Genomic DNA, 20253 nt, shown 5'->3' on the forward strand with positions numbered 1-20253 from the left:
GATGTATCGCTGTCGTTGCACGATCGTCTCCGGGGTGGGTCGTCGTCATCGTCCGTCTCGTGTCCTGGTGTTCGTGCCGGTCACCGGCGGCGCCTCTTCCAACCGCGGAAACTGCATCGGACGCCCGTCGACCACGTACGGGGACTGGACGCGGCACGGCACGTTCCCGCGGAGGCCCAGCGCCGCCGAGAGCGGCGCCGCGGTGTTCTGGAGGTGGTCGCACGAGAACGACTTCAGCGGGAAGTCCTCGAGCGCGCCGGGTCGCTGGTAGGGGTTCGACCGCGTGGTGGGCAGGCGGGTCGTGCTCGAGACGAGCGCGTCGTCGGAAACCACCGGCAGGAACCGCAGGTACTTGCGCTGTTTGCCGTTGGAGTCCCGCGCGGAGGCCTGCTCCGCCGCTGCCGTGTTGGCGAAGGTGACCAGGAGCTCCCGGCGGTAAGCCTTCAGGTACGCCGACACCGGCTGCAGGTCTGCGGTCACCGGATCCAGCACGTCCATCGTCGGACCGAGGGTGTTGACGATCTGGCGCAGTCGGGGGAGTCCGCGGTCCACCCGTGGAAGTGCCGGTCGGACGTCGCGCAGCGTGTCGCGCAGCTGCGGAGCGATCTCGCGAACGTCGTTGAGCGCAGGGCGGACGAGGGGCGTCACCGGCCGGAGGTCGGCCACGACTGGACGGGCAACCTTCGAGGTGGCCCGCACCTGGTTGACCGTCTGCCGGGCCTGGACCATGAACTCCGGGAGGGCGTCGAGGGTCGCGCTGAGGCTGCGACCCACGCGTCCCGTGGCGCGCAACGCAGCGTCGGCGCTGCGGATCAGCTCCTGCGTCGCGCCCGTGCGCTCGCCGAGCGTCGAGAATGCGGTGCCGAGGTCGCGTGTCCCTGAGGCCACCTCGCGCGACTGACGGTCCAGGACCCGGAGGAGGCCGTCCGCGCTCTCGAGCGTCGGGCCGAACTCGCCCGCGGCCGCGTTCATGTCGGGGCCGTTGCCGCGCAGAGCGGATGCGGAGGAACTGAGGACGCGGCGGAGGTTCTCGCGGGTCGGTGCGTCGAACGCGTCGACGAGCCGGTCGATCTCGACGCTCTCCACGACCTGGCGGCCAGGGATCCTGCCGCCGTCGGCGATCCGCGGACCGCCGCGCCGACCGTACGAGAGGGCGATGAACGTCTCGCCGATAAGGGTCTTCGTCCGCAGCGTTGCGCGGGTGTCGGCGGGCAGCGGCGCGTATTTCGGCTTGATCGCCAGCGTGACGCGCGTCACGCCGCTGCGCCCGGACGGGCGGGCGACCTTGATGGCCTTGCCGACGCTGACCCCGCTGATCCGCACGTCGGCGTACCCGGCTAGCTGCGCGCCCTGCCGGAAGTCGACGGTCACCTGGTACTGCTTGGCCCGCAGCGGGACCGAGCCGCCGAAGCTCGACCAGAAGAAGAGCAGCAGCGCGAAGGACGTCAGCGCGAAGACGACCATCACCAGGATCTGCGCGACGTGCGGCCGGTTCTTGTTCACTTGCAGACTCCGAGCGAGGTGATCAGGCCGATGACGCTCTGCAGCTGGGCGTCGGCGTTCAGGGTCGCGCGCACCGATTCGCAGGACAGCGTGACCTGCCCGAAGTACGCGTTGCCGTTGGCGTCCTGGCGGGAGAGGATCGAGTTGGCGTTATGGAGGACCCACGCGAGGCTGAAGCCGTATCCCTCCTCCGGGCCCGGCGGGTTGTATGCCGCCTCGTTGAGGAGGTACTGGCCGTCCTTGCCCACCGTCCGCAGGGCCGGGAGCTGCGGACGCAGCCGGTCGACGCTGCGCCGCACCGAGGCGAGCGGCGCGACCGCGCTGGAGCTGAGCGCCGCGAGCGGCCTCAGGTCGCCCGGGAGCTCGCGCAGCAGCGGATCGACCGTCGGCAGGGCCGCACGGACGTCGTCGAGCGCCGGCCGCAACGGCGTGGACGTGCGGCGGAGCTCCCCGGCGAACGCGCCGGTGTCGCGGAGCGCCCGGTCGGCGGTGTCGAGGGTCGACGGGAGCTGCGCGAGCGCGCGCTGCAGCTCGGGTCCGCGGTTGCCGATCGTCCGGAAGGTGTCCGAGGCGCGGTCGATCGTGTCGCCGACGGCCTCTTGGTGGTCGGCGAGCTCGGTGGTGAGCCGCCCGAGGCCGCTGATGAGGCTGCGAACGGCCGTCCGGCGGTCGCGGACGGCGCGCAGGACGCCGCCGGTGCTCTGCAGGGCCGGGGTCGCGACCCGCAGGGCCCGCCGGAGCGTGTCGGGGCGGGACCCGAGGCCCTTGGCGGTGGCCTGCAGCGCGCCCTGGAAGTAGGCCCGCGTGTCGGCGTCGAGCGACTGCAGGACCTCGTCGATCTGGACCTGCGAGACCGTCTGCGCGGCGGGAACGATCTGGTCGGTGTCGATCTCCGGCGCGCGGGGGTCACCCGGGTCGAGGTCGATCGTCATGTCCTGGAGCCCCGTCCGGGGCCGCAGCGTGAGCCGGGCCCCGCGGTGGACGCTGTCGAGCTGGTCGCGCTTGATCCGGACCTTGACGATCGCGCGGCCGTCCTTGCGCCGCACGCCGGCGATCTCGCCGACGTCGACCCCGGCCACCTGCACCTGCTGGCCCTGCCCGGGCGTGACGGCCTGGGCGGAGGCGAAGTCGGCCTCGAACGTGTAGGTCTCCTCTCCCGGGACCGGGAAGCGCTGCTGGACGAGGATGTAGCCGCCCACGACCGCGGACAGTGCCGCCGCGCCGATGATGACGCCGACCGCCCACCAGTACTGCCTCAGGGCCATGCGCAACGCTCTCATCGGCGCGCTCCTGTCGTGGTCGTCGGGCGCGGCACGGAGCTGCGGAAGATCCGCGAGAGCATCTCGTCGATTCCGGAGATGATCGAGGTGGGGTCGTCGACCCGGTCGGACCGGACGTCGCCGGACCGGGCCGCCGTGGTCTTCACGTCCGTGCCGAGCATGCGGTTCAGGGCGTCCTGGAGCGGCTTGATGCCGGCCTTGCCGGTCGACGTGACGTCGGCGTTCTGCTCGACGAAGGTCTTCACCGCCGCACGGACCCGGGGAGCGTTGATCGGCTTCCTCCGCACGATGCCGCCGAAGGGGGTCGGTGCGACCGCGAGCTTCGGCAGGTCCTGCGTCTCGCAGGGCACGTCCGGACGGTAGGGCGGCGGGGTGTCGCGCTTCGGCGGGCTCGAGCCGAGGATCGGCTCGGCCATTCGCGTCTCCTGCCGTGCGGCGCCGGTGCCGGACGAGACGAGGTAGTCGCCGATCGTGACGAGGAACCGCTCGTAGGGTCCGTTTGCGTCGAAGTTCTGGATCTGCCCGCCGAAAGCGACCGACGCCGAGAGGATCTCCCGGTAGATCGGCATGCCGGTGCTGAGCCGGCCGTCGGGGACCTCGCTCTTGAGGATCGGGATGATGTTCCGGCTCAGGCACCGCGAGATCGGCCGGACCGCATCCAGCGCCTCGACAGCGGGTCCGGTGGCGTCGGCGACGCTCCTGGCCGTCGGCCGGACCTCGCCGAGGAGGCGCTGCACCTGCCCGCGCCGGGCGACGTCCGAAGTGGTCCGGAGGGCCGGGATCGCGAGGTCCAGCGTTGTCGGGAGCCGTCGCACGAGCGGCGTGGCGGTGGCGATGAGCCGCTCCGCGGGGTCGATCGCGCCGTCGACGCGCTGGAGGACGGGGCCGGCCGTCAGGCTGACGCGGTCCAGTCCGGCGAGCGTGCCGCGGAGGCCCTGCTCCTGGGCGGCCGTGGCCTGGAACGTGCGGTTGCCCTCGCGCAGGGCGCCGGCCAGCTGGGCACGGTGGCGGTCGAAGGTGTCCATGACCCTGGAGGTCTCGCGCACCGTGTCAGCGAGGTCGCCGTCGCGTTGGCCCCGCGCCGCCCGGGCGACGACGGAGAGGTCCCGGGTCGGCGCCGGCAACGCGCGCAGGACGGCGCCCAGCTCGCCCGCCCCGCCGCCGTCGAGGGTCCGTCCGAGGTTGCGCAGCGTCGTCCGCAGGTCCCCGCGGGTGTCGGAGTTGAAGACTGAGAAGACCTCGTCCGCCGCGACCGCGACCGTGGTCGCACCCGGCGGGATCGCACGGTCGCCCAGCGGCGGGGCCCCGGGAGTCCCGGGGGCGATGTCGAGGAAGAAGTTGCCCTCGAGGAAGAGTCGCGGCCGGATCTTCACCGTCGCGTCCTGGCGGATCGCGGGCGCGTCGGACGTCAGCTCCACGGTCACGGCCGAGAACCCCGGTCGGCCGGGAGCCGGCTCGATCTTCGTGACGCGGCCGGCGTCCATGCCCGCGACACGGGCCTTCGTCGCCGTCGCGGCGCGCAGGGCGAAGGAGTCCGCCGTGATGATCGTGACCTTCGGGCCACCCGAGCCAGGAACGCCGCCGAACACGACCGAGACGACCACGACCGAGACGAGGATCGTCACGGCGCCCCAGAGCAGGTTCTGCCGTCGACGGCGCTCGGGCGACGAGGTCGTGCGCCGGCGTCGGGCGCGGGAGCCGATCAGCGGGCTCATCGGGGGCCCTCCGGGATGCCGGCCGGCCTCGGGGTCCTCGGATTGCGGATCGCGCCCTGAGCGGGATCGCGTCCGATGAGCGAGCCCCGGCGGAACACCTCGTTGCCGATGGCGCAGCCGCCCGGGACGTTGTCCGGGTAGACCTGGTAGCGGAAGTCGGGGGCGACATCGGGGCTCTTGAAGTTCTGGATGCCGAGCACCTGCAGCGGGGCGCGGAACCAATTGCCGTAGGCGTCGCCGTCCCCAAGCATGTCCGCGGAGTTGCGGCCGAAGAGGCCGAGGTAGTTGCAGCGGATCTCCAGCGGCACGTTGTGCTGCAGGACGGATAGGACGTTCTGTCCGATCGGGTCCAGGCGGGTCAGGGCAGCGGTGGTCGTGTCGCGACGCGCGAGGTCGTCCAGGGACGCGGCGGTCGCCCGGATCTGGGGGCCCAGGGTCCTGGCGCGCCGCAGCACGGGGACCCCGACGTCGACCGCGTCCCCGAGCGCGGAGACCGTCCGGGGAAGTGCGCGGACTCCCGGACGCAGTTCCCGTGCCAGCACTGCCGCCTCGCGCAGGACGGGCGAGACCACGGGCGCGGCGCGCTGGACCGCGCGCTCGAACGCCGGGGTCCGATCGATCGTCTCGCCGAAGGCCTCGTCCGAGCGCGCGAACGCGGCCAACGTGTCTCGGGCGCCGGGGACGGCCGACCGCAGCTGCGGAGCGACCGGGGCGATCGCCGAGGAGGCGCGATCGAGGCCCGATACCAACCCGCGCAGATCCGTCCCGGGTGCTGCGAGGTTCCGCAGGACGCGGCCGCCGTCGAGCAGGACCGACGGCAGGATCGACAACCCCGCGTTGAATTGGGCGCCGCGGCCGGCGGCGGCGGTGGAGAACTCGCCCACCACGCGACGGACGGCACGACGGCGTCCCGCGTCGAAGACGTTGAAGACGTCCTGGACGTCGACCGACGCGCTGGACTGCGACACCGGCAGCACCCCGCCGGCGGGGATGGTCCGCCGGCTGCGACCGAGCTCGAGCTCGACGAACTTCGCGCCGATCACGCTCTTGGGCCGGATCCGGATCGTCGAGTCGACCGGGATCGGGCCGACGGCGCGATCCAGCTTGAGCTCCAACGAGGCGAAAGGGCGCCTGGGTGCCGTCCGGCGCCGCTCGGCGGTGATCCCGTTGACCTGACCGACCCGCTTGCCCCCGATGCGGACGTCGACGCCGGTCGTGAGCTGCTCCGCGTCGGCGACGTCTGCGGTGATGTCATAGGTCTCCACGAACGGCAGACCGGAGTTCGCGTTGTAGGCCAGGACGACGACCACCAGAGCGATCAACGCGGTGGCGGCGCCGATCAGGACGGGGCTGCCGGCCAAGGACGATCGCCGCCTCATCGTCCCGCCCCTCCGCGCTCGCGCGCCTCCGTCTGCCCGTTGGCGTCGTCGGCGAAGCGGGCGGAGCATCCGGGTTGCGTGCCCGCCAGCGCCAGCGGAAAGCAGGCCAGCGGGGCGATGACGTTGGCTCCCACGATGTGGCCCTTGCTGTTGTACCGGGAGATGGCGAGGCCGCCGTTGTGGAAGAACCTCAGGAGCGACTCGGGCACGGCGTTGGAGCGGAGGCTCGGCGTCAGCTGTCCGGCGAGGTCGATGGACGGCGCCAGGGACCTGGTGTCCTGCTCGAGGAGACGGAGCTGCGGCAGGAGTCGCCGGAACACGGGCGTGCCGGCGGCCGAGGCGTCGGCGACCCGCGAGAGGGTCGGCCGCGCCGCGCGGGAGAGCCGGGGCAGGTCGCCGGCGAGCTGGCGGACCGCCGGCGTCGACCGCCGGATCGCCGCGAGCGTCGGCGTGCCGTCGGCGGTCAGCCTCTGGAGCGAGCTGAGGACCGGTCGCAGCGCCGAGAGGGTGGGCGGGAGCTCACGTATCGCGCGGTCCAGCTGCACCCGGTACCGCGTCGTGGCCGCGAGCGTCCGCGCGCTGTTCTCGAAGGTCGATCCGAGTGCGCGGCGGCTGTCGGCCAGCGCCCCCACGACCCGGTCGGTCGCCGAGATCAGCCGACGCAGCTGGGCGCGGTCGCGGCCCAGGATCTGCGTCGTGTCCCGGGCGTACTGGAGCGTGGGCACGGCCCGCCGGATGGCGGTCGACAGGTCCTCACCCCGGGTCGTGAACCCGGCGCCGAACTGGTTGAGGAGGAGTTGGAAGCGCACGTTGGTAGGCATCCCGAGCATCGCGATGACTTGGTCGAGCTCGACCGGGCTGGTGTTCTTGGCGATCGGGATCGTCGGAGTGCCGGAGCCTCGCGAGACGAGCGGCCGCGCGGACGCGGTCCCCGGGTCGCAGTTGACGAACTTCTCGCCGATCAGCGACTGGGGCTCGATCGTGCACCCGGCGTCGCCGCGGAACGGCAGGAACTGCCGGTCGATGCGCATCGACACGCGTGCCCGGCGATCGTCGGTCAACCGCACGTCGGTCACCGAGCCGACCGGGGCGCCGGCGATCCGCACGTCCTGGCCCTTCCCGACGCCGCTGGCGTTCGGGAACAGCGCGTCGACCGCGTCGTCGGACGATGTCGACGACCCGCCGCACCCGGAGAGCAGTGCCGCGCTGAGCAGCAAGGCGGAGACGAGCCGCCACGGGGCCCGGGCGGTCATTTCGCCCGACTCCCGTCCGGGGTGAGCTTCCCGCCGAGCGGGACCCCGGCCGGGTCGCAGGTGCCGGCGAGGCCGATCGGCCACGGGTTGGAGCGGTCGGCGGCCGTCTGCGTCGTCCCGCCCGGACAGCGCCGCAGCACCCGGTCCTGGGGCGTCGACAGGTTCGTGCCGGTGATCGGACCGAGGAGGTCGACGAGTCCGCCGAGCCCCTCGGAGAGCGGGGCCGGGACGAGCTCCTCGGGCAACGTGTCGCTGCTGACGTTCAAGGAGATCCTCGTGTAGTGGCCGTTGGCGTCGTACCCGCCGGCCGCCTTGCCGGAGTAGAACGACGTGAGGGTCCCGACGAGATCCGGGGTGTAGGGCCGGGCCTCGTCGATGATCCCCTTGGCGTCGTCGAGCGCTCCGGTCGTCTGCTGGAGCGCGGGGACCGCCGAGTCGGCGAGACCCGGAAGGGCATCCAGACCGCGGTTGAGCGACGGCACCGTCGCCCGCGCGTCGCGCAACAGCGGCGGCACGTCGCGCAGCAGCGGCCGCGTCCGGTGGAGCACGCCGGCCAGCCGCGGCGCCACCGGCCGGAGGTCCCGCAGCAACGGCTCGGCCCGGCGCAGCAGCGGGCGCGCGTTCGCGAAGGTGGTGTTCGCCCGGTCGATCACGCGGGGTGCGCGCCGGATCGTCCTGCTGAGCGCCTCGCGTTCGGACGCCACCGCGCGCAAGGTGACCGCGCTGTTCTCCAGCAGCGAGCCCAGGTCGTCGCGCCGGTCGGCGACGGTGGCCGAGACCCCCGCAGTGGCCGAGATCAGGCGGCGCAGGGCCGGCTCGTCGGCGGTGACCTCTTCGAGCGTCCGCCGCGTCTGCGTCAGCGCGGGGTTGATCTTCTCGAGGAAGGTGTTGGTCGCCTGCTCGTTCCCGCGCAGCGCCGTCGCCCCGCCGCGGGTCACGTCGCGCAGGTAGGCGCGGCTCCGGGCGTCCAACGTGTTCACGACGGTGTCGATGTCGACGGCGCCACGTGTGTCGACGGCCGAGATCGTCCCCCCGTCGGCGATCGTGGGCGCGTCGTCGGGTCCCGGCTCGAGGACGACGACGCGGTTGGCGATGCTGGAGAGGGACGTGTTGCGCAGCACCGCACGAGTCCCGACGTGCAACGGACGCGCGATCCCCTCGGTGATGTTGAGCTCGACCGCCGCCTGCCCACGGTCGTTCAGGTCGATAGCCGCGACCGTCCCGACGGTGTTGCCCCCGAGCTTCACCAGGTTGCCGTTGACCAGCTGTGCGGCGTCGGGAAAGACGGCGGTGACGCGGTACGGCTCGCCCCGCCCGGTCAGGACGAGGATCGCGATCACCACCGCGACGACGGTCAGGGCGGAGAGAGCGAGAATCTGTGGGCGGCGGGGTCGCGCGGGCATGCGGTCGCGTGGGGTTCGGCGGCCCTGAGAGGGCGTCGCGTTAGCCGACAATAACCACAGCGACCGGCGCGTAAGGTTTTCTTTGGTTCGGGCCGACGCCGCCGCAGGTGCGAGACGTGCGGATCGGGTCGGCACACTGCGAGTAATGGGGCTGCGCGGTCTACTCCTCCGCTCGGTGCCCGTTGACGATGGCGTCCACGTCGCCCGAGTGGGCCGGTCTTTGCGGTCCGGCCCACGTGGCGGCCACGCACCGCGGACCGCTCATCGCGGCACGGGTGATCCGGCCCGCGAGGCCGAGCGACCGAAGCGCTCGCCCCACCCGCGAGTTAATCGATACTAACATTGCCCCAGCCGCCTCTCAGACGGCGTTGTACCGACGATCGGAGATCACATGAACAGCCTGGATGGACGCGTCGCCCTGGTCACGGGCGCCGGACGAGGGATCGGCCGCGAGATTGCCCTGCTGCTCGCCAGCCGCGGAGCGAAGGTCGTCGTGAACGATCTCGGCGGCGACTGGCGGGGTGAGGGTGCCGACGAGGGGCCGGTCGCGGACGTCTGCCGCGAGATCGCCGAGGCCGGCGGGACGGCGGTGGGCGACGGCGGCAGCGTGAGCGACGTCGACGACGCGGCGAGAATGGTGGAGCGCGCCATCGGCGAGTTCGGGCAGCTCGACATCGTGGTGAACAACGCGGGCATCCTCCGGGACAAGATGGTGTTCTCGATGACCGACGACGACTGGGACGCCTGTATCGCCGTGCACCTCCGCGGGCATTTCCTGGTTACCCGCGCCGCGTGTGCCGCCTGGCGTGCCCGCGCGAAGGAGACCGGCGCGCCGGTCGACGGCCGTGTGCTCTGTATGACCTCGGAGGCCGGGCTCTACGGCAACGTCGGACAAGCCAACTACTCGGCCGCGAAGGCCGGGATCGCGTCGTTCGCCGTCACCGTCGCCCGGGAGATGCAGCGCTACGGCGTGATGTGCAACGCGATCGCTCCGCGTGCGCGCACGCGGATGACCGAGGGGACCTTCGGCGCGCTCCCCGGCGGGTCGGGGGGCACGGATCCATGGGGGCCCGCCAGCGTGGCCCCGATCGTCGCGGCGCTCGCCGGGCCCAACGGCTCGGGGTACACCGGCCAGGTGTTCGTGTGCGGTGGCGGCGTGGCGCAGGTGATCGCCCCGTACTCCGTCGCGGCGGAGGTGACGTTCGGCGATCAGCCTGAGGTGGAGGACATCGAGGCGTTCCTCTCCGACTCGCTGGGAGCACAGGCCGGCCCCGCGCCGTTCCCCGACCTGGGCCTCACGCCGGTCAACCGTTCCTGAGCCGCCCGGGGGGTCCCCGCCGGGCAGCTCGTCGGATCCGGGCGCGGATCCGACGAGGACCGGCCCGGATCCGGGCTATGCGAGGTCGGGCCGGGCCGCGGGCGTCTCGGACCGGCGGCCCGTCGAGTACCGCCGGTCGGCGATGTGGTGCGTCGCCAGACCGGTCGCCGCGGTGCCCGCCGCTACCGCGGGCCAGGCGCCCACCCACCGGGAGACCGGGTGGGACACCGCGAAGGCCCCGACGTAAACGCCCACGAGGCCGACGGCGGTCGCCGGCCCGTGATCGCGGTCCCAGCTCGCGGCGCACCATCCGAGTCCGCCGATCATGGCCGCGAGGGCGCCGGTCGCGAACCCCACGCGCGAGGCCAGCACGTAGCTGGTCAGCATCGAGCCCGCGGCCACGTGCGCGGTGGCCCTCTTCGGCCCGCGCCCCGCGTGCGGACCGTCGGTGCGTCCACGGGACCTCCGCCCGGTCGGGGCGCCCCGCTCGAGCACGCCCCGCACGGCCACGTCAGCCATGGAGACGGACGGGGAGCGTACGCAGTTGACTGGCGAACTGTGACACGGCGTAGGTCGCCTCGTCGCTGATCATCATCTGCGGGAATCGCCGCACCGTCTCCTCGACCAGGATCCGCAACTCGAGCTTGGCGAGCGCAGCACCCAAGCAGAAATTGCGGCCACCGGCGCCGATGTCCCGCGTCAAGAATCTGACACAAGATGGCGTGTTTGAACTGGGGTGCTGATGGTGGTCGAGGGTTCGGGAGGTAGGCCGCGATCGGCCGGGCGCCGGCGAGGCTTTCGTGCGGGCGGATCTCGTTGTAGATCGTTCGAAACGCGGCGACCATCTGCTGCATCTGGGGGCAGTCGGGTGGCAGGTCGCGCCAGAGGTGCTCGATCTTTGATCGCGCCGAGGTAGCGCTCGATCACGCCGTTGGTCTGCGGCGACCGGCGCCGCGTTCCGACGTGTCAGCTCGGGTCGGGAATCGATGAACCGCTCGAAGGTGCGGCTCTTGAAGCACTGGCCGTTGTCGGTGACGACGATCACCGGCGTGAGCTCGCCGGTCTCGGGGTCGGTGAGCTCGTCGAGGAGCGGCCCGCGGAGGAGCCGTTCGGCTTCGGCGATCGCGAGCTGCAGTGAGTCGATCGCGTCCCGGGCGGTCGAGGTGGCCGTGACCGGGCCAGCCAGGACGTACTTCGTGGCGTAGTCGATGACGTCGCCGGAGCGCCAGGTGCCGCCACCGCTCGTTTCGAACTCGAAGAAGTCCATCTGCCACACGCGGTTGCGGCGGGTGGCAGCTCGACGAACGCCTCTCGCCGAGCGACGGCGAGCTGACGGTCGTCCCACGGTGCTCATCCTTCACGAACAGGAGCCCGACGGTCGGCTGGCGACGGTGGGTCGGGCGGCTCGCTCGGTCGCCCTCCGGGCGGCCTTCGCGAGCCGCCCGACCCACGCGTTCGCGGGGCCTTCGGACTCAACTAACGGGTGTGCCACCGATCTTGACGCGGGACAGGTTCTCCCGCTCGAGCTCCCTGATCCGGCGCTGCTCGTCGCTCGTGACCCCGGGGATCTCATTCTGATCGATCCTCGCCTGCTTCATCCAGTTGGACAGCGTCTGGGCGTTGATTGTCGAGCTTCCCCGCGATCGACTCGATCGCCGTCCACCGCGACGGATAGTCGGCCTGGTGTGTCAAGGATCACGTGAATTCCCCACCCTGAGAGCGGCCCGTCAGGGCCGGGCAGAGCGCGCGAAGCGCGCTCTGGTGGTGGCGCATCCGGTAGCTGTCGCCGGTGATCGGCAGCACCGTGGCGTGGTGCAGGAGCCGGTCGAGGATCGCCGCTGCGACGGTCGTGTCCTCGAAGATGTGGCCCCACTCCGAGAGGCCGCGATTCGTCGTCAGGACGATCGAGCCGTGCTCGTAGCGCCGGGAGATCACCTGGAACAGATGGCTCGCTGCTTCGCCGGGCATCGGGAGGTACCCGAGCTCGTCGATGATCAGCAGCTGCGGGTCACGTCGGTAGAAGTGGTGTACCTCGCCGAGGGCGAGGGCGGGCCATCGCGGTGGCCCGTGAACCGCCGGTCCTCTCTTGGCAGGGGCGACTCGGCGATCCACCGAGGAGAACACCACGATGGCCCGTTCCGAGGGTACGGCCGCGGCGCGTAGCGCCGCGGAAGAGTTGCTGTCCAGCCACGGCGACGTCGTGCGGGAGAGCGTCGCGTTCATGGTCGGCGAGCTGATCGAGGCCGAGGTCTCGCGGCTGATCGAAGCCGAGCTCGGCGAACGATCTGAGGGTCGTGTCACGCATCGCAACGGGTATCGCCACCGCGCGTGGGACACCCGCGCCGGACAGGTCGACGTCGCGATCCCGAAACTCCGGCAGGGCTCGTACTTCCCCTCGTTCCTGGAACCCCGCAAGCGGCACGAGCAAGCGCTCGTGGCGGTGGTGCAGGAGGCCTACGTCAACGGCGTCTCCACCCGCAAGGTCGATCGGCTGGTGGAGCAGATGGGCCTGTCGCTGTCCAAGGACCAGGTCTCGAGGATGTGCCAGGGGCTCGATGAGCAGGTGCAGGCGTTCCGGACCCGGCCGCTTGCGGGTCGGTTTCCGTATCTCTGGTTGGACGCGAAGATCGAGAAAGTCCGTCACCAGGGCACGGTCCGCCAGAAGGCGCTGGTCGTGGCGTATGCGGTCAATCAGGACGGGCAGCGCGAGGTGCTCGGGCTCGATGTCGGCGAGGCCGAGACCGAGGCGTTCTGGACGGAGTTCCTGCACGACCTCCGGGCACGTGGCCTGTCCGGGGTGCAGCTCGTGATCTCCGACGCCCGCCAAGGACTCCGCAACGCGATCGGGAGGGTGATCGGCGCCCGCTGGCAGCGCTGCACCGTCCACTTCCTGCGGGACATGCTCGGCCACGTCTCACGCGCGCAGCAGCCCGCGGTGGCCACGGCGATCCGGCAGGTCTTCAACAGCGAGAACGGGCTCGAGGCCCGGGAGCGGCTCGGTGAGGTCGTCGACCGGCTCTCGGGCCCGGCACCGAAGGTCGCCCGGCTGTTGGCCGACGCCGAAGAAGACCTCCTCGGCTACTACGAGATGCCCCCGGAGCACTGGCGCAAGCTCCGCTCGACGAACCCGCTGGAGCGACTGAACAAGGAGATCGCCCGCCGGAGTGATGTCGTGGGGATCTACCCCAACGACCAAGCCCTGATCCGCCTCGCGGGCATGGTCCTGATCGAGCAGCACGAGGAATGGCCGATCGGCCGCCGGTACCTCTCCGAGCTCTCGATGCGTCGTATCCCCGACCACCCCGAGGTCGACACGACCCTGACGCTCGAGGTGGCCGCCTGACCCGGCGCGCCGGCGGGTGGCCACGGACTCGTCGCCCTTCGGGCTCCTCGCCCGCGGCCACCCGCCGGCCTACGTCGTTCGTGGCGTGGTCAGCGAGGTACACCACGTCCCGCTACTTGACTCGACCTTCCGGCCGCTCGTCGACGGACCCACCGCCCGCGAACACGACCGCACCATCCTCGTCTACGGCACCCTGCCACCCGCCCGGCTCCGGTTGCGACCGTGGTTCCGAGACAGACGACTCAAGAAGATGGTTGAGGGAGCGGCCCAGCCGGCCACGCGCTCTCCCGGGCTGGTGAAGAGGGAAGGAGAACCGGCATGAGCGCCGCTGTCAGCGAGGTCCTCGCCACGGCTGCGGAGTGGACGGACGCCGAGGGCGTTGCGGCCTACCTTGGGGAGGCCGTGCCAGCGACGACAATTTCCGACCTCGCGCGTGCTCGCCGGCTCCCGTCGGTGAAACTCGGTACGCGCCGGATTTTTCACCTGCCCACCGTCACGCGGGCACTCCTCGACGCTATGGAGAGCGGCAAGGCGCTGTAGCCCCGTCTCGGATCGACGGGGCGTTCGGGGGCGAAGTCGGACGAGACGCAGCGCGTCACGCGACTACCGAGCGAGGGGCGACATCCCGTCGTGTGAAGCGTTCGAGCTGCGGACGGTGGTTGGCTTTGTCATGCTGAGACTGCAGCCGGGCGGGGCGCCGTCGCGCCCCGCCCGGTTCCCGCTCACGCTCCGACGCTGGATTGCGCCGCTGGCGTTGTCGCGACCTCGCTATCGCCGTGGGAAGGCGACTCGGTTCGTCGCGACGGAGCAAGCTTGAAGATCTCCGGAGTCGACTCGCGGACCCGGCCCTTGGGGCCAAACGGCGCGAGAAGGCAGTACCGGTTCATGACGGTGTAGCCGGGTCCATCCTCGAGCAGCGCTGGCTTGTAGTACCCCTGTGCTTCGAGAACTCCGTGCCGGCGCAGTTCTGCGAGACCGCGTGCGATCGTGCTCTCACTGAGCCCGTACCACCTCGTCGCGTGCTCGCGCGCCAGCGCAAACCAGTCGAAGTCCTCGTAAAGCGCGATCAAGAGCAGCGCTTTGCCGGGCAGTGACAGCCGCTCGTGAAAGCCGGAGGTCCAATAGGCATGCGGCAGCTTGAAGTAGCGGCCACTGCGGCCTGGGTGCTTGTAACGACTGCCATCGCCGCTCTCGTCAAGCAACGTGATCTCGAGCCGTCGGCCCGCGCGACCCACCGACACCTGGTTGAGCTGCTCGAGGATCTTCCAGTTGCGCCTGGCCGTGCGGATCCCAGCGTCTCCGTCACCGAGGCCCGCAGCGATTGCGAAGACCTCGGTCGGGCGGCGAATCTGGTGACCTTGGCCGCTGGCGAGTGCACGCGCGAGGAGCCACTGCTCAAACAACCCCGGGTTCCCGCGGCGGACCATCTCTGCGAGAGGTCCAGGCGTCGAGCGCGCGGTCCCCTTCCCGGGCGTTTGCACGAACGCGCGCCGGATCGGGACATGGTCTCGCTTCGAAGCTTCGAGAATCGCGCTAACGAGCGAGGGGCGAGTGCGCATCGGCCTTTCGCCGAGGAGGTTTGTCGGGACAACGTCCACGAGATGAAGCATCGCAGATCAGCCGCCCGGAGTATCAGAACAAGCGCCGTTCGAGCACCCAACTCAGACACAGCTATGCTCAGAGCCATGCAGAGAACAGAATGCGAAGATGAACTAGATAGTTCAGAGCCGGTGTCAACGTGGGCCTTCGTCAGGTTCACGAGGCCACGATCGCACCGCCGAGCAAAAACACAGCCGCTCTAACCTGCGCTGCGATCGCCGGTCGGGGCGTTTCTATACCGCGATATCGGCGTCGAAGGCCATCGCAAGTCGGGTCGCAGCGTCGGTGCGAGGCACGTGGTGCGCGTAGCGCATGGTCGTCGTGATGTCGCTGTGGCCCAAGTACGCCTGGACATCCGCGAGAGGGAACACGCGGGCCGCCATCGTGCCGAACGTATGCCGGAGGTCGTGGAAGGTCATCGGGTTCGGCTCCTCGCGGAGATGAGCGAGCTTCGCCGCGACCAGGCCCTCGTAGAACGCCGTGCGCACCCGGCCCGCGTCGAAGGGCCCCCCGTCGAGCGACGGGAACACGAGGTCCTTCGGGCCGGTGGGGTGCCCGAGCTTCTCGACGCGGCGAAGCGCCTCGATCGCCTGCGGGATCAGCGGCACCGGCCGCGCCTTGCCCGACTTCGGGGCCTTCGGCTAGGTGCCGGCGGGCGCGGTCGCCGGGAGGTTCCGCGTGACGCGCAGGACCTGGCCCTTCCAGTCGATGTCGCCCCACGCCAGCGCGCGAAGCTCGCCGATTCGCAGGCCGGTGTAGGCGGCGATCCGCACGAGATCCGCCCAGAGGGTCCGGGTGTAGACGACCTTCGTCGCGAGGTCCTCCCACAGCTCGCCGTTGCGCATCCGCGGCAACTCGCCGTCGGGCACCGTCGCCACCGCGGCAGCGACCCGCTCGACCTGCGAGGGCTCCAGGACGTTGAAGTCCGGCTCGACCTTCGGCAGCGGAACGATCTTCACGCCGTCGGCGGGGTTGGCGTCGATCCAGCCGTTCTCCTTCGCCAACGCGAGCGCGGCGCGGGTCGCGGTCATCTGGTGGTGGACGGTCGAGCGGGCGAGCTTGGCGTCGAGGAGCTCCGACTGCAACTGGCGGATGTCCTTCGCGCGCAACGACCGGACCTCGGTGCGTCGCCCGAGACGCTCGCGCATCACCACGCCGAGCGACTCGTAGCCCCGATAGGTCGCCGCCGAGACGCCGCTGACCTTCTTCGCGTGCGTCAACCACGCGGCGACGACGTCATCGACCGTCTTGCGGGTAACCGATGGCACGTCGCGGATCGGGCGCCGCTTCTCCGCGTGAAGCAGCTCGGCGAGTGCGGCGTCGGCCTCCTTGGGCGTCAGGTAGCCCTCCGGCTTCGACCCGGCGCCGGCCCGCCAGATGATGGCGCCCCGGGCCGTGCGCCGGCCGCTGTCGCGGACCCACGCTATGCCGAGGGTCTTTCGGACCTTGCGTCCATCGCGGCGGAAGTAGGCAGCGACCCAGACCTTGCCTTTCGCGCGCTCCTCGACGCGAACCAAGCCGGTGACCTCGCGGGTCGCGGGAGCGGCAGCGGTCGTTGCCATGTTTCCCAGCTTGCCACGGTCGCGACCGCTGGGGAACAAGAATCTTGAACAAATCTGCGGCCTTGAATCAGCCAAGAGCCGCGACTGTGGCTGATTTGCAGGTTGTTCGTGCGAGGTGCCCCCAGCAGGATTCGAACCTGCGCACACGGTTTAGGAAACCGATGCTCTATCCCCTGAGCTATGGGGGCGCAGGCTGGAGCGTAGTCGCTCGTCGGGGCGGGCGGCGTGGGGCGGTGGACGGTGGGCGGAAGGGGCCGTAGGCTGGTCGCTCCCCCCGCCGATGCTTCCCTTCAAGCTGCTCCGCCTGTCGGTCTCGACGCTCCGCCAGTACCGCGCCCTGCCCGAGGAGCAGCGGATCGCGCTGCGCGAGGACGCCCAGCTCGTGCGCGAGCTGACGGTCGAGATCGGCGGCTCGCGCGCCCGCCAGATGCTCGCCGGCGACGGCCTGCTCGGTCGACCATCGGCCAACGCCCCCGAGCCCGATCCGGTGGCCACGGCGCCCGCGCCGGACGCCGCCGCCCCGCCGGCCACCCGCAGCGAGGCCGAGACGATCGAGGAGCTGCGGCGCGCGGTCTCGACGCTCGCGCTCTCGATCGCCCAGACCGGGCTCGTCGGCGGCAACTCGCGCGGCGCCGCCCTCGGCCGGCGGATCCTGAAGAGCGGGCTCGCCGACCGCCTCGACAAGCCCGGCGGCGACGGCCGCGGCTGACGTGGCCCTCAGGCCGGCCGCGCCCTCAGCAGCTCCAGCGTCCCCGCCACCGTCCGCAGCCGCACCAACATCGCCGGCGGCGCGAACCCGGCCTCGGCGATCGTCCGCCGGACCACGTCGCGGCGGTGGGAGCGCGTCGTCGCCGGCCCGTCCAGCAACTCGATCGACGCGAACGCGACCGCCATCAGCGGGTCCTGCGGTGGCCCGAAGTCCGCGATCAGCAGCGCGCCCGTCGGTCGCAGCACCCGCCGCGCCTCGACCAGCGCCGCCCGCTTCGCGTCCGGCCGCAGGTGGTGCAGCACCAGCGCCAGCACCACCGCGTCCTGGCTGGCGTCCGCCAGCGGCAGCTGCTCCGCCCGACCGCTCCGCCAGCTCACCGCCGTCCCCGGCGTCCGCCGCTCGCCGATCGCCCGCGCGTTCGGATCCGGCTCGACCGCGGTGATCGACGTGCCCGGTGCCGCCGCCTCGGCCAGGCGCCGCGTCAACGCGCCCGTTCCCGCTCCGACCTCGACCGCGCGGCCGTCGAGCGGCAACTCGTCGAGCACCGCCCGCGTCAGCGCCGGCCGCCAGCGGCCCTCGCGCATCATCAGGGCCAGGCCCAGGTCGTAGACCCCGACCGGCAGGAAGCGGCCGCTGGCGGGGAGGATCGCGTCGTCGCTCATGGCCCGACCGACGCTAGGCCGGCGGCACCGCTGCCGCTTGAACGGAGCGGTCGTCGTCGGCCAGCAGCCGCATCGCCAGCAGCGCCGACGGCGGCAGGCCGAACGCGCGCCGAAAGCTCCGGCTGAGGTGGGCCGAGTCGCTGAACCCGGCGTCGGCCGCCGCCCGCGTCAGCGAGCCGCCCTCGGCCAGCCGCGCCACCGCCAGCCGCAGCCGCATCCACAGCACGTAGCGCCTGAACGGCAGCCCGATCTCGGGCGAGAAGCGGTGCGTCAGCCGCGACGGCGACAGGTGCGCCGCCTGCGCCGCCGCCACCAGCGTCGGCGGGCCGGGCAGCGTCCGTTCGACGTACGCCGCCGCCGCGGCCACCGGCTCCGACAGCGGCGCCGTGCCCGCCGGGGCGCCACCGAGCCGGCCGAGCGCCCCGGCGACGAACGCTCGCGCCGCCGCCGCGTCCGCCGCTGGCCACGCCAGCGACCCGAGCAGCCCGTTCAGCGGCTGCCCCAGCCGCGCCCGCGCGACCGCGTCGACCCGCCGCCCGTCGAGCCCGAGCGGCTCCGCGAACAGGATCGCGACCCGCCGCGACAGCGTCCCCAGCCGGTGGGGGACGTTGCTCGGGATCGCGACCGCGGCCGCCGTCAGCCGCCGGTCGTCCAGCTCCAGCTCGAGCGGCCGGCCGTCGAACGCGCACGCCACCTGGACGGCGTGGTGGGCGTGGCGGTCACCGGTCCCGCCCGGGCCGCGGTAGAGCGCGAAGCCGTGGCCGACCAGCAGCGAGGCGCCATCGCCGTCCGCCCCGCCCTCGGCGCGCGTGGCGCCCCAGTCCGGCGGATCGGCGGCGATCGGCCCGCTCCCTCAGCTGGCGGGCCGGTCGGGGTAGACGTCGTCGATCGTCGCCAGCGCGACGTACGGGGCGCCCGCCGCCTGCTCGATCCGCTCGCCGCCGCCGGCCAGCCGGTCGAGCACCGAGACGACGCCGACGACCGTCCGGCCCTCGGCCTGCAGGGCCTCCAGCGCCTTGACCGTCGAGCCGCCGGTGGTGACGACGTCCTCGACCACCAGGCAGCGGTCCTCGTCGGTCAGGAACGGCCCCTCGACGCGCCGCTGGAGCCCGTGGGCCTTGGTCTCCTTGCGGACGAAGAACGCCTTCACGTCCGCCCCGCCGGCGAGCGCCGCGCAGGCGACCGGGTCGGCGCCCATCGTCATCCCGCCGACCGCCGTCGCGCCGCGCCGCTCGGCCTCGGCGACGACCAGCTCGCCGAGCGCCCGGAAGCCGGCCGGGCGCAGGATCGCCCGCTTGGCGTCGACGTAGTACGAGGCGGTCGCGCCGCTGGTCAGCGTCACCTCGCCGAGCACCAGCGCGTGCTCGCGCAGCTCGGCGATCAGCGTGTCCTTCGCGGCGCTCATGCGCCGGAGGCTAGTACGTGTCGACGATCGTCCCCATCGTCATCCAGGCGAAGATCGACGCGGCGTCGGCCATCGGGACCCGGAAGCAGCCGTGGCTGGCGTTGTAGGTCGGGACCGACGGGTAGCCGTGGACCGCGTAGCCGCGGATGAAGTAGGAGGACTTGTACATGCCCTTGGCGTTCGTGCCCGGGTCCTTCATGTAGACCCGGAAGCTGCCGCGGATCGTCGGCGTCGCCGGCGCGCCGGAGGAGGTGTGGTAGATCCGCTCGACCTTGCCGCCCTTGCCGATCAGCGCGATCACCTGGCGCGAGATGTCGCCCTCGACGTGGCGCCCGTGGCTGGGGAAGCGGACCTTGAACGCGCCCCGGCCGGCCTGCAGGGCCCGGAAGACGTCGCTGTTGGCGCTGGTCGTGCGGGCCATCCGCAGGACCTTGCGGAAGGCCAGGACGGCCCGCTGCGTGCGCGCGTCGTAGAGGCCCTTCTCGCCGATCACGTAGCCCTTGGCCTTCAGCTTCGCCTGCAGCCAGCGGACGGCCGGACCGCGGTTGCCGGCCTGGACCGACGGCGTCATCTGGTTGACGATCGTCGTCTTCGGCTTCGTCTCCGCCGCCGGCTGGCCCTTGCCGATGTGGGCGTGGACGACGACCCGCTTGGCGGTGCGGCTGAAGAAGACCGCGCGGGCGACGCCCTGGTCGCCCGACTTCGCCTGCTCCAGCGGCACCCGGCGGGTGATCGTCCGCTTGTGGTCGATCGCGAAGCTGACCGTGACCTTCACGCCCGGCACGTACTTGTCGGTCACCACCAGCGCGCGCCAGTGGTCGCCCTTGAACGCGAGCCCGCCGCGGGCCTTCTCCGGCGAGAGCGTCAGCTTCAGCGTGGGCGGCGGGACCGGGGTCGTCGGCGGCTCGGTGCCCTCCTGGCGGACGGTCGCGGCCGGCTCCGGGGCTGGCGCGGTGACGGTCTGATCGGGCGCGGCGGAGGGCGTCGCGACCTGGGCCCCGGCGGTCGGAGCGGCGACGAGCAGCGCGACGGGAACGAGCGCTGCGAGGGAGCCGCGGGCGCGGCAGCGGGAGCCAGTCATCGCCCACAAGATACCCCGGAGGGGCACCTGGGGGACCCGGG

Annotated in this window: 17 protein-coding genes, 1 tRNA gene and 2 pseudogenes; 4 read left to right on the top strand and 16 right to left on the bottom strand. The window is 71.9% G+C overall.

Annotated elements, in window-relative coordinates:
- Positions 1-45 precede the first annotated feature (45 nt).
- The 5 genes from SH587_RS08495 to SH587_RS08515 all read right to left on the bottom strand — a co-directional run bounded on the left by SH587_RS08495 (position 46) and on the right by SH587_RS08515 (position 8668).
- Positions 46-1503 (bottom strand): MlaD family protein, encoded by a 1458-nt coding sequence (locus SH587_RS08495; protein WP_320670160.1) that lies wholly within the window; start codon positions 1501-1503, stop codon positions 46-48.
- Positions 1500-2768, bottom strand: coding sequence for an MlaD family protein (locus tag SH587_RS08500; protein ID WP_320670161.1), 1269 nt, complete (start codon positions 2766-2768; stop codon positions 1500-1502). Before SH587_RS08500 ends, SH587_RS08495 begins: the two co-directional genes overlap by 4 nt.
- Before the next feature lie 1726 nt (positions 2769-4494).
- Positions 4495-5859 (bottom strand): MlaD family protein, encoded by a 1365-nt coding sequence (locus tag SH587_RS08505; RefSeq protein WP_320670162.1) that lies wholly within the window; start codon positions 5857-5859, stop codon positions 4495-4497.
- A 14-nt stretch (positions 5860-5873) separates the two neighbouring features.
- Entirely contained in the window at positions 5874-7130 is a 1257-nt protein-coding gene (locus SH587_RS08510) for an MlaD family protein (RefSeq protein ID WP_375341742.1), read from the bottom strand.
- Entirely contained in the window at positions 7127-8668 is a 1542-nt protein-coding gene (locus SH587_RS08515) for an MlaD family protein (protein WP_320670164.1), read from the bottom strand. Before SH587_RS08515 ends, SH587_RS08510 begins: the two co-directional genes overlap by 4 nt.
- Before the next feature lie 256 nt (positions 8669-8924).
- Here SH587_RS08515 and SH587_RS08520 point away from each other — a divergent pair, with 256 nt between their 5' ends.
- On the top strand, positions 8925-9851 hold the full coding sequence (locus tag SH587_RS08520) for an SDR family NAD(P)-dependent oxidoreductase (RefSeq protein ID WP_320670165.1): 927 nt from the start codon (positions 8925-8927) through the stop codon (positions 9849-9851).
- A 75-nt stretch (positions 9852-9926) separates the two neighbouring features.
- Here the strand turns inward: SH587_RS08520 and SH587_RS08525 are convergent, their stop codons facing one another.
- The 3 genes and pseudogenes from SH587_RS08525 to SH587_RS08535 all read right to left on the bottom strand — a co-directional run.
- A complete protein-coding gene (locus tag SH587_RS08525; RefSeq protein WP_320670166.1) occupies positions 9927-10238 on the bottom strand; it encodes a hypothetical protein in 312 nt (103 codons plus the stop codon).
- Positions 10239-10362: 124 nt separating this feature from the next.
- On the bottom strand, positions 10363-11205 hold the full coding sequence (locus SH587_RS08530) for an integrase catalytic domain-containing protein (protein WP_320670167.1): 843 nt from the start codon (positions 11203-11205) through the stop codon (positions 10363-10365).
- A gap of 341 nt (positions 11206-11546) precedes the next feature.
- Positions 11547-11858 (bottom strand): annotated as a pseudogene (locus SH587_RS08535) (ATP-binding protein); the annotation flags it as partial.
- Positions 11859-11979: 121 nt separating this feature from the next.
- Here SH587_RS08535 and SH587_RS08540 point away from each other — a divergent pair.
- Both SH587_RS08540 and SH587_RS08545 read left to right on the top strand, forming a co-directional pair.
- Positions 11980-13194: an IS256 family transposase gene (locus tag SH587_RS08540; protein WP_320670169.1), complete on the top strand. Its 1215-nt coding sequence runs from the start codon at positions 11980-11982 to the stop codon at positions 13192-13194.
- Positions 13195-13512: 318 nt separating this feature from the next.
- A complete protein-coding gene (locus tag SH587_RS08545) occupies positions 13513-13734 on the top strand; it encodes a helix-turn-helix domain-containing protein (RefSeq protein WP_320670170.1) in 222 nt (73 codons plus the stop codon).
- 182 nt (positions 13735-13916) lie between these two features.
- Here SH587_RS08545 and SH587_RS08550 read toward each other — a convergent pair whose 3' ends face one another.
- The 4 genes and pseudogenes from SH587_RS08550 to SH587_RS08565 form a co-directional block, all read right to left on the bottom strand.
- Positions 13917-14621 carry a hypothetical protein gene (locus SH587_RS08550; protein WP_320670171.1) on the bottom strand — a complete coding sequence of 235 codons (705 nt, stop codon included), beginning with the start codon at positions 14619-14621 and terminating at the stop codon, positions 13917-13919.
- A gap of 405 nt (positions 14622-15026) precedes the next feature.
- A pseudogene (locus tag SH587_RS08555) lies at positions 15027-15410 on the bottom strand (tyrosine-type recombinase/integrase); the annotation flags it as partial.
- A 24-nt stretch (positions 15411-15434) separates the two neighbouring features.
- On the bottom strand, positions 15435-16310 hold the full coding sequence (locus SH587_RS08560) for a tyrosine-type recombinase/integrase (RefSeq protein ID WP_320670172.1): 876 nt from the start codon (positions 16308-16310) through the stop codon (positions 15435-15437).
- A 161-nt stretch (positions 16311-16471) separates the two neighbouring features.
- Positions 16472-16543 (bottom strand) — tRNA-Arg (locus tag SH587_RS08565).
- 92 nt (positions 16544-16635) lie between these two features.
- Here SH587_RS08565 and SH587_RS08570 point away from each other — a divergent pair.
- Complete coding sequence (locus SH587_RS08570; RefSeq protein WP_320670173.1) at positions 16636-17064, top strand: hypothetical protein; 429 nt, start codon at positions 16636-16638, stop codon at positions 17062-17064.
- An 8-nt stretch (positions 17065-17072) separates the two neighbouring features.
- On the opposite strand, the gene SH587_RS08575 is transcribed toward SH587_RS08570, so the two are convergent.
- From SH587_RS08575 to SH587_RS08590, 4 genes are all read right to left on the bottom strand, one after another.
- Positions 17073-17726: a class I SAM-dependent methyltransferase gene (locus SH587_RS08575; RefSeq protein WP_320670174.1), complete on the bottom strand. Its 654-nt coding sequence runs from the start codon at positions 17724-17726 to the stop codon at positions 17073-17075.
- Between the two features lie 13 nt (positions 17727-17739).
- Complete coding sequence (locus SH587_RS08580) at positions 17740-18420, bottom strand: helix-turn-helix transcriptional regulator (protein WP_320670175.1); 681 nt, start codon at positions 18418-18420, stop codon at positions 17740-17742.
- Between the two features lie 159 nt (positions 18421-18579).
- The gene (gene pyrE, locus SH587_RS08585) at positions 18580-19131 is read right to left on the bottom strand and encodes an orotate phosphoribosyltransferase (protein WP_320670176.1); all 552 of its coding nucleotides are present in this window, start codon (positions 19129-19131) and stop codon (positions 18580-18582) included.
- 10 nt (positions 19132-19141) lie between these two features.
- On the bottom strand, positions 19142-20212 hold the full coding sequence (locus SH587_RS08590; protein ID WP_320670177.1) for a L,D-transpeptidase family protein: 1071 nt from the start codon (positions 20210-20212) through the stop codon (positions 19142-19144).
- Positions 20213-20253 lie beyond the last annotated feature (41 nt).

It is taken from the genome of Patulibacter defluvii (genome assembly GCF_034096925.1).
Classification (GTDB): domain Bacteria; phylum Actinomycetota; class Thermoleophilia; order Solirubrobacterales; family Solirubrobacteraceae; genus Patulibacter; species Patulibacter defluvii.